Source organism: Flavobacterium helocola (genome assembly GCF_038289885.1).
GTDB classification, from domain to species: Bacteria; Bacteroidota; Bacteroidia; order Flavobacteriales; family Flavobacteriaceae; genus Flavobacterium; species Flavobacterium cheniae.
Genome location: NZ_JBBYHT010000006.1, coordinates 20,795 through 33,226, shown reverse-complemented (window position 1 = coordinate 33,226; position 12,432 = coordinate 20,795). Strand labels below are relative to the sequence as shown.

Genomic DNA, 12,432 nt, shown 5'->3' with positions numbered 1-12,432 from the left:
TGCTTTCGAGCTAACCAAGCTTATTTTTAATCTTATCTTGTTCTTTATTCTGATTGTATTTTTCAATGTCACGTTTTGCTTTATTCCCGTATTTTCGAGCATAATAGGCTCCAATTAAAACTACGATAAGAAATAAAATTTGTTGTGTCATTGTTGTGATTCTTGTATTATCTGGTCGATAATTAATGTTTATTTGTGGACAGGGATTGTGAATTTGCGCTATCTGATACTAGTTTTTTCTCTTTAATGTTTATAATTATGAATAGTAAATATAAAACTATAAAAAATGTTAAAGGAATTTGAAATGCTAAATAATCAAATTTTTCATTTCCAACTTGTGACATTCTTGCAATTATAGGGGACAGCATTAAAATAAAACTAATAATTGTAATTAGAATTTTATTTTTCCACTTTGAAAAATTTAATCCTACTCCTAAAACCCCAAATATTGCGAAAATTTGGTCAATATTTCCAAAATCAAAGATTGTAAAAAATAACCACAGAATGAATGGAATTCCAATCATTTCTCCAGCAAGTATTATAAATAAATAGGATATTATTGATATAATTCTTGAGATGTTTTTCATTCTTATTAAATCTTTTTTTCTCTGGATTTAAACCAATAATTTTACTAATAAACCAACTGGTAATATTGAAATCATCCAAATCCAGTAATAAGTTATTATTTTATTATGTTCAGAAACTGCCTTTTTAATACTTTCATCATTTGATTTGTCTTCTATGGGTAAAGGTGTCCTGAATTGAAATGTCCCAGCGAACCAACCTCCGCCATCATTAACCCAAAGACCACCAAGATTTTCAACATATTCTGGTTCTATCTTTCGTTTTAATTCTAAAAAAGTTTTATATTTTACGTAAGCAGTTATTAAAAGTATGAGAGCTGTACTTATGTAAACTATTACTAGGCAAAGAATTATGATTTCTTTATTAGTCATTTTTTCTAATATGGTTATATCAACTAATTAGCTTCAAATATAGTCAATTTTCTTACAAGGCATTTATAATAAAAACAACTAAAACAAAAAAATCCGACCTGCTTTCACAAATCGGATTTCTATATACTTCGTACTTAAAACTTCGTACCTCGTACTTATAAGTGAATCACTTCACCATAAGCCTCAGCAACAGCTTCCATAACCGCTTCACTCATCGTTGGGTGAGGGTGAACTGCTTTTAAGATTTCATGTCCTGTAGTTTCTAATTTACGCGCTACAACTGCTTCAGCAATCATATCGGTAACGCCAGCACCAATCATGTGGCAACCTAACCATTCACCGTATTTGGCATCAAAAATTACTTTTACAAATCCGTCTGGAGTTCCAGCTGCTTTTGCTTTTCCTGAAGCTGAGAATGGGAATTTACCCACTTTGATTTCGTATCCTTTTTCTTTCGCTTGTTTTTCAGTCATACCTACAGAAGCAATTTCTGGAGTAGCATACGTACAACCTGGAATATTTCCGTAATCTAATGGCTCAACATGTAAACCTGCGATTTTTTCCACACATAAAATACCTTCAGCCGAAGCAACGTGTGCTAAAGCTTGTCCTGGCGTTACATCACCAATAGCGTAGTAACCTGGAACGTTAGTTTGGTAATATGCATTTACTAAGATTTTATCTCTATCGGTAGCAATACCGGTTTCTTCTAATCCGATGTTTTCGATGTTGGTTTTAATTCCAACCGCTGATAATAAGATATCTGCTTCTAAAACTTCTTCTCCTTTTGCTGTTTTAACGAATGCTTTCACTCCGTTTCCAGAAGTATCAATTCTTTCTACAGAAGCATTTGTCATAATTGAAACTCCTGCTTTTTTCATAGAACGTTCCATTTGTTTTGAAATGTCTTCGTCTTCTACAGGAACTATATTTGGCATGAATTCTACAATGGTAACTTCAGTTCCCATGGCGTTATAGAAATGAGCAAACTCAACTCCAATCGCACCAGAACCAACAACAATCATTTTCTTTGGTTGTTCCGCTAACGTCATCGCTTGGCGGTATCCGATTACTTTTTTACCATCTTGCGGTAAGTTTGGTAATTCGCGAGAACGCGCTCCTGTTGCAATGATGATGTGATCTGCAGTATATTCAGTTACTTTTCCGTCAGCAGCAGTAACGTCTACTTTTTTACCTGGTTTTACTTTTCCAAAACCATCAATAACGTCGATTTTATTTTTCTTCATTAAGAATTGAACACCTTTGCTCATTCCTTCTGCTACATCACGAGAACGTTTTACAACAGCAGAAAAATCTTTGTCGAATTCCTTAACAGTTAATCCGTAATCTGAAGCATGTTTTAGGTAATCAAAAACTTGAGCCGATTTTAATAATGCTTTCGTTGGGATACAACCCCAGTTTAAGCAAATTCCACCCAAATTTTCTTTTTCGATAACGGCTACTTTGAAGCCTAATTGTGATGCTCTAATAGCAGTTACATAACCACCAGGACCACTTCCTAAAACTATGATATCGTATTTCATTTTTAAAAGTATTTCAGTTTTATTTATAAGTTGCGAATTTAAGGAATTAATTTAAAACAAGTGCAAGGTCAAGAACAATTTCAAGGACAAATTCAAAATCAATTTCAAAAAGTAAAACGTCTCTGTGTAGCTCTATCAACACTAAGTAAATCAAAAAAATCTCGGCGAATCTCTTTGTAAGATTTAACCACAAAGAACACAAGGAAAGCACAAAGAACACAAAAAGAATCTGCGATAGTCCGTTCAATCTGTGTTATCCGCGTTCTAAAAACTTATCACTAGTTCAAGAGATGCTTAGCAGCATGACAAACGTTGCGTGTAACCTGAAACTTGAAACCTGAAACCTGAAACTTGAAACTTGAAACCTGAAACCTGAAACTTGAAACTTGAAACTCGTAACTATCCCAATTCAACTGCAAATTGAGAATCATATAACTTCTTGTAATACCCATTTGCTTTCGTCAACAATTCTTGATGCGTACCTTGTTCTACAATTTGACCTTTGTCCATTACAATAATTTTACTTGCATTAACAATAGTTGCCAAGCGGTGTGCAATAACTATAGAAGTTCTATCCTTAGTAATGGTTTCCGTAGCTTTTTGAATTAATTCCTCAGAATGCGTGTCGATTGATGAGGTTGCTTCATCCAAAATCAAAATACTTGGATTACTCACATACGCTCTCAAAAAGGCAATCAACTGGCGTTGACCAGAAGATAGCATCACTCCGCGTTCTTTTACATTGTAATCGTAGCCTTCAGGTAAACTCATAATGAAATCGTGTACGCCAATTTTCTTAGCCGCAGTGATAACATCTTCTCTTGTAATGGCTTCGTTATGAAGGGTAATGTTGTGATAAATAGTATCGGCAAACAAGAAAACATCTTGTAACACAATAGCAATTTGCTTGCGAAGACTTTCTAAGGTATATTCGTTAATGTTGTGATTGTCAATCGTAATTTCACCCGAATTGATTTCGTAAAAACGATTCAATAAATTAATGATGGTCGATTTTCCAGCACCTGTACTTCCCACAATAGCGATAGTTTCACCAGGTTGGACTTCTAAATTAATGCCTTTTAAAACTTCTTCATCTTTGATGTAGCTAAAACGAACGTCTTTCAACTGAATAAACCCTTTAAAATGAGTCGCTTCAACTGTTCCTTTATCTTGAACATCTTCGTTTTTTTCTAAAATTTCGAATACTCTATCGGCGGCTACAATTCCCATTTGCATCACGTTAAATTTATCCGCAATTTGACGTAATGGATTATAAAGCATAGAAATATACATATTAAAGGCAACTAATTGACCAATTGAAGTATCAGTATCTCCATTAATAATCCATAATGCACCAAAATAAACGACCAATCCAATACTAATATTAGAGATAATGTCGGCAATAGGGAAGAAGATGGAATTGTATAAGATGTTTTTCAACCAAGCCACATTGTGTTTCTGATTGATTTCTTTAAACTTCTCTAATTCAATCGCTTCTCGATTGAAAAGCTGTACGATTTTCATTCCGGTTAAACGTTCTTGAACAAAAGTATTTAGATTCGCAATTTCGTTTCTAACTTCGTTAAAAGCGACTTTCATTTTTTTATTAAAAATGTTTGTTGCTATTAGTATTATTGGCATTATTGCAAGGACAATTCCCGTAATTTTCCAATTGACAATAAGCATAAAAGCAATTACGATTATCATTTTTAAAACATCACTAATAATCATAAATAATCCTTGACTGAAAATACTAGCAATCGATTCAATATCCGAAACCGAACGCGTTACTAATTTTCCAACAGGCTCATTATCAAAATACTTCATTTTAAACGAAGTAATATGATCGTATAGTTTGTTTCGTAAATCTTTAATGATGTCTTGTCCTAACCAATTCGCAATGTAAGTAAAGTAAAATTGTGAGATAGCTTCAAGTAAAAGCGCCACAAACATTATAATTACTAATATTTTAAGGTTGGAGAAATTATCGTTTCCAGGAAAGAAGGAAAGCATCAAACTTTCAAAATACTGCTGAATTACGTCAGTTTCTTTTTTTACTTCAATTAGATAATTGTCAATCGTAAAATTCAATAAAAATGGTCTAAAAGCACTAATAAAAGCTAAGGATACAGCCCAAAAGCACACAAAGTATAACTTCCCTTTGTGAGGTTTTGCATATTCTAGCAATTTATAAAATGACGATTTTTTTCTCTTACTCATTAAATTTTTTCTCTTTCTTTTATGTAGGGATAAACAACATTTACTAAATACAATCCATGAGCTGGAACTGAAAATCCGGCTTTTCCTCTGTTTTTGCTTTCGATAATTGTTCTTAAATCTGCGACTTCAATCTTTCCTAGACCAATGTTTACCATGGTTCCCACAATTGCTCTTACCATATTACGCAAAAATCGATCGGCAGTGATGGTAAAGATAAGTTGATTTCCCGATTGTTTCCAATGTGCTTCCGAAATTTTACAATTAAAGGTATTCACATCGGTATGTACTTTAGAAAAACACTCAAAATCGATGTATTCAAACAAAATTTTACACGCTTCATTCATTTTATCCATGTCCAATTGATGAGAATGATACCAACTTCCCTCGGTAATAAACGCATCTTTAAACGTGTGCATGTAATATTCGTAGGTTCTGGAAGTCGCATCAAAACGCGCATGAGCATCTTCTGCCACTTTAAAAATACGATACACTACAATCGACGGCGGTAAAAACGAATTCAATTTGTGTGACCAATAATCGGAATCCAATTCTAATTCGGTTTCAAAATGCGCATACATTTGTTTGGCATGCACGCCCGAATCGGTTCTTCCGGCACCTACTATAGCGATAGTTTCTCTGAAAAGGGTAGAAAGCGCCTTCTCCAAAGTTTCCTGTACCGAAGCGGCGTCAGGCTGACTCTGAAATCCGTGGAAGTTTTTTCCGTTGTAGGCAAATTCTATGAAATATCTCAAAATAGGGTGTTCCGTTTTCTTAAATAGCTTGCAAATTTACAAAATTCAAAAGTAAAGTTACTTTCAAATTGTGATAATAAAAACTTAATTTTGTCTTATGAAGAAAATTCTTTTGCTATCCGATACCCACAGTCACATTGATGATGCCATTTTGAAATATGTTAACCAAGCCGATGAAGTTTGGCATGCCGGCGATATTGGAGATTTAGTAGTTACTGATGCGATAAAAAAACTAAAACCACTTCGAGGCGTTTATGGCAATATCGACGATGATAAAGCGCGAATGGAATTCCCATTAAACAATCGTTTTTTCTGTGAAGGAGTGGAGGTTTGGATTACACATATTGGCGGTTATCCTGATAAATACAACCCAGCAATTCGAGCAGAAATTACTAAAAATCCTCCGAAATTATTCATTTGCGGACATTCACATATTTTAAAAGTACAATTCGATAAGAAACTGAATTTACTACACATGAACCCAGGCGCATGTGGAAAATATGGTTTTCATCAAGTAAGAACGATGTTGCGCTTTGAAATTGATGGCGATAAAATTCAGAGTTTAGAGGTGATTGAGTTGGGGAAGAAATAGGTTTTGGGTAAAGGGTGAAAGGTAAAAGGTGATTTGTCAGTTCGAGCGAAGTCGAGAACTTTTTTTAAAACGACGAGTCTCGACTCCGCTCGACTTGACAATAAACGCTAATAACAAAAAAATCCGAAACTTTCGCTTCGGATTTTTTCTTCGCACTAATAAACTAAGATGATAGGTTTATCGTAATCGATCAACAGATTTTACGAGATCTTCGTCCTTTTTTATTGCCTTGTTGGCCAAGACTAATAAAACGATAGAAATTGCAGGAAGAAACATCCCAATACCCTTCTCTGAAACATTAGTTTCTCCGGATAAGTTTAGCGAGCGATACACAAAAAATCCTAGTAAAATAAAGTTAAATATCATGTTCAATCTGTTTAACACAAATTGATGTTGTCTCTTTTTAAAATTGATAATACTAAAAACCGCTAATAAAGCCGATACTACAAAAAACACAATATATAATAAAGAAGATGTAAAAAACACCTCTTTTTTATCTGTTGTCGTCCATAAGGAAAATACAAAAGGCAAAGCACCCATAGCTATTGCGCTGATTGCCATATAAACCGTTTGAATTCTTTGTAACATTGTTCTCTACTTTTGTAAAGCAAAAATAGTATTTCTTTTCAATTAAAACTATTGTTATATCCAAATTTATTCGTATTATTGCATAGTATTAGTCGTAAGTACTTCATTCTACGACACCTTACGCCTCAAAAAAAAATCTATCTTTTTTTTGTTTTAACTCAATCAACAATTTTATTCAACTTATATCCATGTTTGATATTGAAGTATTAAAGGAGATGAAACTCTCTGATTTGCAAGAGATTGCAAAAGTGGCTAAAATCAATAAATACCGTTCACTTAAAAAAGATGATTTGGTATATCAGATTTTAGACCTACAAGCAGCTAAACCAGAAGTAATTAAATCTGAATTACCTAAAGAAGCAGCCGCAGACCAACCTAAAGAAAAAAGAGCGAGAATGCTTCCTAAAAAAGAAGTTAGTCAAGCACCAAAAATCAAAAAAGATTTGTTTTCGAAACCTTTGAAAGACTTACCAGAAGAAATTATTCCGATTGTAGAAGAAAAAGTAGTTGAAGAAATCAAAGCTACTGAAACCAAAGCAGTTTTGCCAAAACCAAATGACAAGTTGCCTCGTAAAGATTTTAAAAACAAGAAGCCTTTACCAAACAAAGTAGTTGCCAACGAAGCAACTCCTACAGCTGAAAAGCCAACAACAGAAGCTACTGCGACTGAAACTCCACAAAACGATAAAAATTTGCCTAAAAATCCTAATTTCAAGGCAAATCAAAATAATCCCAACCATCCTGATTACAAAAAAAGTAATCCTACCGAAGGAAATAATGGAAACAACGGGAACAACGGAAATACCAACAAAAATCCGCATCAAAACAAAAAGCAAAATTTTAGAGAACCTGATTTTGAGTTCGACGGAATTATTGAAAGTGAAGGCGTTTTAGAAATGATGCCTGATGGGTACGGATTTTTACGTTCGTCAGATTACAACTACTTAGCGTCTCCAGATGATATTTATTTATCAACGTCACAAATTCGTTTATTCGGATTAAAAACGGGTGATACTGTAAAAGGAGTAGTACGTCCTCCGAAAGAAGGCGAAAAGTATTTTCCATTAGTAAAAGTATTAAAAATCAACGGACACGACCCACAAGTGGTACGTGATAGAATTTCATTCGAACATTTAACTCCAGTTTTCCCAACAGAAAAATTCAACTTGGCTGAGCGCAATAGTACGGTTTCAACGCGTATTATTGATTTGTTTTCACCTATTGGAAAAGGACAACGTGGTATGATTGTAGCGCAACCAAAAACAGGTAAAACCATGTTATTGAAAGATGTTGCGAATGCTATTGCAGCGAATCATCCTGAAGTGTATCTAATTGTTTTACTTATCGACGAACGTCCTGAAGAGGTAACCGATATGCAACGTAGTGTACGTGGTGAAGTTATTGCTTCTACTTTCGACAGAGAGCCACAAGAACACGTTAAGATTGCTAATATCGTATTAGAAAAAGCAAAACGTTTGGTTGAATGTGGTCACGATGTTGTAATTTTATTAGATTCAATTACACGTTTGGCAAGAGCTTATAATACTGTACAACCAGCTTCTGGAAAAGTATTGAGTGGTGGAGTAGATGCAAATGCGTTACAAAAACCAAAACGTTTCTTTGGAGCGGCTCGTAATGTTGAAAACGGAGGTTCGTTGAGTATCATTGCTACAGCATTAACAGAAACAGGTTCTAAAATGGACGAAGTTATCTTTGAGGAATTCAAAGGAACAGGTAATATGGAATTGCAATTGGATAGAAGAATTTCTAACAAACGTATTTTCCCTGCTATCGACTTGGTTTCTTCAAGTACACGTCGTGATGACTTGTTATTGGATGAAAACACCATTCACAGAATGTGGATTATGCGTAAATACTTAGCCGATATGAATCCAGTAGAAGCTATGGATTTCATCCACGATCGATTTAAGAAAACCCGAAACAACGAAGAATTTTTAATTTCGATGAATCAATAAAAATAAAAACTCCGATGAAAATCGGAGTTTTTTTATGATTCTATTTTCAGATGTGTTTTTAAATGTTTTTACTTGTAATTCAGTTTGTTATCATGTAATCATGTAAATCAAATATTTATATGTGTAACATAAATGGATAGTGTAGGAACTAAATTTACATCTAACAATAAAATAGATTATAATGAAAAATCAAATTAAATTATTCGCCTTATTATTAAGTTTAGGTTTTCTTTCTACATCATGTAGCGACGATAATGAAGGTGAAACACTTGCTCCCTTGGCAGGAAAATGGAATGTGAGTCAAGTTGGCTCTACGGTTAATGGGCAAGAAGTTTTGGTAGATGCTCCTCAAAATGAAAGCGGTTGTAATAGAGATTATTTAGATCTTAATTCTGATAACACATTAGAGGAAGGCGATTATGATTCTACACTGGCTCCTTGTGCTATATATACAAAAGAAGGAATTTATTCAAGATCACATAACAATTTAACCACTGTTGTTGACGGAGTAAGCATTACTAAAGATATTGTTAACTTAACGCTTACAGAATTAAAATTAAGTGATGCTAATGGTGTAATTATCGTTTATGTTAGGGATTAATTTGTGTTAGGTTTAAATTAAAAACGGAAATAACTTCAAGGTTGTTTCCGTTTTTTTATTTTAATCTCTCTAAAACTCCTTTTCGTTTTATAATATTCTCGAATTCGAGTATTGTTTCAATCAAATGTAATAAAAAACTCCGAGAAGTATCGGAGCTTATTAATGCTATTTAAAAAAACAGATTTAAGAAATTAAAGGCATTTTAAAAATCTGTGAAAATCCGTTAAATCTGTGTTATCTGCGTTCCAAAAAAATTAAAAACCATTCACAATAGCTAAAAAGTCATCTGCTTTTAAAGCGGCACCACCAATTAAACCGCCATCTACATCAGGTTTTGAGAAGATTTCTTTGGCATTGTCTGGTTTTACACTTCCTCCGTATAAAATGGTTAGGTTGTCTGCAATATCAAATCCGTACACTTTTTCTACTAAAGTTCTAATAAATTTATGCATTTCTTGTGCTTGTTCTGGAGAAGCGGTTTCACCTGTTCCAATCGCCCAAACCGGTTCGTAAGCCAATACAATATTTGCCCAATCTTTCTTTTCTAAATGGAACAAACCATCACGTAATTGGTATTCTACTACATTAAAATGATTATCATTTTGGCGGTCTTTTAACTCTTCACCAAAACAAAAAATAACTCGCATTTCATGTTTTAAAGCCGTATCGACTTTACTAGCTAACAAAGCATCGGTTTCATGAAAATACGCACGTCTTTCGCTGTGTCCTAAAATTACTGTATTTACACCGATATCAGTCAACATTCCAGCTGCAATTTCACCTGTAAAAGCGCCACCTTCAGCTTGGTGCATGTTTTGTGCTGTTACAGTAATTCCTTTTCCATTCGTAATTTCAACAGCTTTGGCTAAGTTTACAAACGTAGGTGCTACAATAATTTCAGTTGAAGTATTTGGTTTTTTAGCGATAATTTCTTCGATTAATGCAATAGTTTCCTGTTGGTTTTTATGCATTTTCCAGTTTCCGGCAACGATATTTTTTCTCATTATTTTAATGATTCTAAGGTTTTGATTAATTTTTCATCATCGGCTTCAATTACTTTGTAAAGCGCAATTTTACCTGTTTTGTCCACTACCATATATCTTGGAATCCAATCTAAGTTGATTGATTTTCCAAAAACACCTTTCATTCCGTCTGAAGTCAAGTAATGTTCGCCTTTTACTTCGTATTTTTCAATTCCTTTTAACCAAGCTTCATACGTTTTATCCATAGAAATGAATAGGTAAGTAGCGTCAGGATATTTTTCTTGTAAAGCTTTTACTTTTGGCATTCCTTTAATACAATCCGAACACCAAGAAGCCCAAACATCAATTACAATTGTTTTTCCTTCGTATTTTTTTAGAATTTCAGCAAACGTAATTGGTTGGTTCTCTTTTGTAACCATTACATTTTCCAAACCTTCTTTTTTGAATGTAGTTTCTTCTTTTTGAGCACATCCTAAAGTGCTAATTAGCATGGTTGCTAAAACGAACATTTTCTTTATCATAATTTCACTTTTTATTTATTTGAAACGCATAGACACATAGTTTTCAGTTTAATTGCTTTTTTTTAAAAGTTTTTATAGAATAAAATCTTAGGATTTTATCACATTAGTCAACGCTTTAAAAATTTCTATGTTTCTATGTGTTTAAAAATTATTTTTTTAATTCCGAATACGGTTTTTTAATCAGTTTTTTGAATTCAACTCCATTGAATTTATTTTCATTGATGCCATCGTAGTATTTGAATTCGTTTCCATTCCAAAGATATTTTACTCCTGGCGTATCTCTTCCTGAACCTAATTCAGTCCAAAACGGAATCACGTCAATCATTTTATATGGGAATTTCGTTCCTGCAAATTCAAAGAAGGTTGGAATTTTCTCTGGTTCTTCATTCATGAAAATCACATAAACAGGAGGGAAGTTCTTATCTTTTCTACGCATTTCATTCAATTCTTTTGCGGTATCCATACAATGGTCGCAACCCGGAACAAAGTAGCACAGAATCTTTTTATCAGTATCAATGCCAGGAAAATACTTCTCGTAACCCGATTTTACTTTTTTAGGAGCGTCTTCGGTTTTCTTTTCGGCTACCTTTTTAACGGTATCCTTTGTAATTGCAGCAGCAGGTTCTTCATTGGTCAATAGAGAAGTAGAATCTACTACAACTCCTAAATTTTCTTGAATTTCTGAAGTTGGTTCATCCATTACTTTTTCAACAGGACGAATAGGAGCCAACATGAAAAGCGCTAAAATACAGCCCAATCCAACCGATTTCAACAACCAAAAGTTCGATTTTCCATCAGCAGGTAGTAATTTGAATAACCAAACTAATAAGCCAATAGCAATGATATTTTTAATTATGGCTTCAACGGGAGTCATTGGAATTAAATCGCCAAAACAACCACAGTTTCCTGCATTTCCACTTACAAAAGTAGTGTAGCTTAAATGAATTGTAAATACCGCTAGCAACAAAATTGTAGCTGGAATAGTGATTTTTTTCAAGTAATCTTTTAGCAAAATAGCTATTCCAAGTGCAAATTCAATTCCGATTAAAATTCTTGAGAAATAAGGTGCAAAACCTTCTGAAAAACCTAATGGATACAATTGTTTTACTTCAAAAGTAGAAATTGCAAAATAAGGCGATGGATATAATTTGGCAACAGCTGAAAGTATAAATAAAGCTGAAATGATAAGGCGTAAAATCCAAGATATATTTTTTGAGTTCATAGTATGTTTAAATTACAAATAGCAAATCATAAATTACAAATAAGGACCAAATTTTAAACTTCAAATTCAAAAAACTATACTTTGTATTTTTCAATTATAGAAGAAAATATTAATTTTAATTCTTTCCCTTCTTTTATCAGTTGTTCTGTTTCGGATTTAAATTCAGGGTTTATTCTGTTTAAAATGTTTAACCAATAAACGGCTTCTTTACTTTCTTTTCTAGAAATTTTCAATCTAAAAACAAAATCTTTTTTACTCAATGATTCATTGGCTTCGATGTAATTTGCTCCAATTGAACCTGATGCTCTAACTAATTGTTTTGAATCTTCGATGTTTGAAATTGACTTGGGTAATTTACCGATGTAAATTCTGCAAGCTATTGCAAATTCAAGGGTTCTATCTTCTAAATCGTATTTTTTTTCACTCATTTAGATTTTTTGAATTTAAAAAATTGAAATTTTAGATTTATTTGTTTTT

The 12,432-nt window shown here is 33.2% G+C and carries 14 protein-coding genes; 3 read left to right on the top strand and 11 right to left on the bottom strand.

Features of this window, described 5'->3' with window-relative positions:
* Positions 1-10: 10 nt before the first annotated feature.
* The 6 genes from AAEO58_RS11895 to truA all read right to left on the bottom strand — a co-directional run bounded on the left by AAEO58_RS11895 (position 11) and on the right by truA (position 5,472).
* Positions 11-151 carry a hypothetical protein gene (locus AAEO58_RS11895; protein ID WP_341683602.1) on the bottom strand — a complete coding sequence of 47 codons (141 nt, stop codon included), beginning with the start codon at positions 149-151 and terminating at the stop codon, positions 11-13.
* Between the two features lie 31 nt (positions 152-182).
* Positions 183-587 (bottom strand): hypothetical protein, encoded by a 405-nt coding sequence (locus AAEO58_RS11890; protein ID WP_341683601.1) that lies wholly within the window; start codon positions 585-587, stop codon positions 183-185.
* Between the two features lie 27 nt (positions 588-614).
* Positions 615-956 carry a hypothetical protein gene (locus AAEO58_RS11885; RefSeq protein WP_026724975.1) on the bottom strand — a complete coding sequence of 114 codons (342 nt, stop codon included), beginning with the start codon at positions 954-956 and terminating at the stop codon, positions 615-617.
* A gap of 155 nt (positions 957-1,111) precedes the next feature.
* On the bottom strand, positions 1,112-2,500 hold the full coding sequence (lpdA, locus tag AAEO58_RS11880; RefSeq protein WP_341683600.1) for a dihydrolipoyl dehydrogenase: 1,389 nt from the start codon (positions 2,498-2,500) through the stop codon (positions 1,112-1,114).
* 399 nt (positions 2,501-2,899) lie between these two features.
* Positions 2,900-4,720 carry an ABC transporter ATP-binding protein gene (locus AAEO58_RS11875; RefSeq protein ID WP_341683598.1) on the bottom strand — a complete coding sequence of 607 codons (1,821 nt, stop codon included), beginning with the start codon at positions 4,718-4,720 and terminating at the stop codon, positions 2,900-2,902.
* The gene (gene truA, locus AAEO58_RS11870) at positions 4,720-5,472 is read right to left on the bottom strand and encodes a tRNA pseudouridine(38-40) synthase TruA (RefSeq protein ID WP_341683597.1); all 753 of its coding nucleotides are present in this window, start codon (positions 5,470-5,472) and stop codon (positions 4,720-4,722) included. Before truA ends, AAEO58_RS11875 begins: the two co-directional genes overlap by 1 nt.
* A gap of 97 nt (positions 5,473-5,569) precedes the next feature.
* Here truA and AAEO58_RS11865 point away from each other — a divergent pair, with 97 nt between their 5' ends.
* The gene (locus AAEO58_RS11865; protein ID WP_341683596.1) at positions 5,570-6,064 is read left to right on the top strand and encodes a metallophosphoesterase family protein; all 495 of its coding nucleotides are present in this window, start codon (positions 5,570-5,572) and stop codon (positions 6,062-6,064) included.
* A 177-nt stretch (positions 6,065-6,241) separates the two neighbouring features.
* Here the strand turns inward: AAEO58_RS11865 and AAEO58_RS11860 are convergent, their stop codons facing one another.
* Positions 6,242-6,652: a DUF4293 domain-containing protein gene (locus AAEO58_RS11860; RefSeq protein WP_133606368.1), complete on the bottom strand. Its 411-nt coding sequence runs from the start codon at positions 6,650-6,652 to the stop codon at positions 6,242-6,244.
* 188 nt (positions 6,653-6,840) lie between these two features.
* Between AAEO58_RS11860 and rho the strand changes: the two genes are divergently transcribed.
* Together rho and AAEO58_RS11850 are read left to right on the top strand one after the other, a co-directional pair.
* Complete coding sequence (rho, locus tag AAEO58_RS11855; protein ID WP_341683595.1) at positions 6,841-8,628, top strand: transcription termination factor Rho; 1,788 nt, start codon at positions 6,841-6,843, stop codon at positions 8,626-8,628.
* Between the two features lie 181 nt (positions 8,629-8,809).
* Positions 8,810-9,229: a lipocalin family protein gene (locus tag AAEO58_RS11850; RefSeq protein WP_341683593.1), complete on the top strand. Its 420-nt coding sequence runs from the start codon at positions 8,810-8,812 to the stop codon at positions 9,227-9,229.
* Positions 9,230-9,483: 254 nt separating this feature from the next.
* Here AAEO58_RS11850 and tpiA read toward each other — a convergent pair whose 3' ends face one another.
* The 4 genes from tpiA to AAEO58_RS11830 all read right to left on the bottom strand — a co-directional run bounded on the left by tpiA (position 9,484) and on the right by AAEO58_RS11830 (position 12,383).
* Positions 9,484-10,233: a triose-phosphate isomerase gene (gene tpiA, locus AAEO58_RS11845; RefSeq protein WP_341683592.1), complete on the bottom strand. Its 750-nt coding sequence runs from the start codon at positions 10,231-10,233 to the stop codon at positions 9,484-9,486.
* Entirely contained in the window at positions 10,233-10,733 is a 501-nt protein-coding gene (locus AAEO58_RS11840; protein ID WP_423972064.1) for a TlpA family protein disulfide reductase, read from the bottom strand. Before AAEO58_RS11840 ends, tpiA begins: the two co-directional genes overlap by 1 nt.
* 148 nt (positions 10,734-10,881) lie before the next feature.
* On the bottom strand, positions 10,882-11,955 hold the full coding sequence (locus tag AAEO58_RS11835; protein WP_341683590.1) for a MauE/DoxX family redox-associated membrane protein: 1,074 nt from the start codon (positions 11,953-11,955) through the stop codon (positions 10,882-10,884).
* Positions 11,956-12,029: 74 nt separating this feature from the next.
* On the bottom strand, positions 12,030-12,383 hold the full coding sequence (locus AAEO58_RS11830) for a four helix bundle protein (RefSeq protein WP_262318438.1): 354 nt from the start codon (positions 12,381-12,383) through the stop codon (positions 12,030-12,032).
* Positions 12,384-12,432 lie beyond the last annotated feature (49 nt).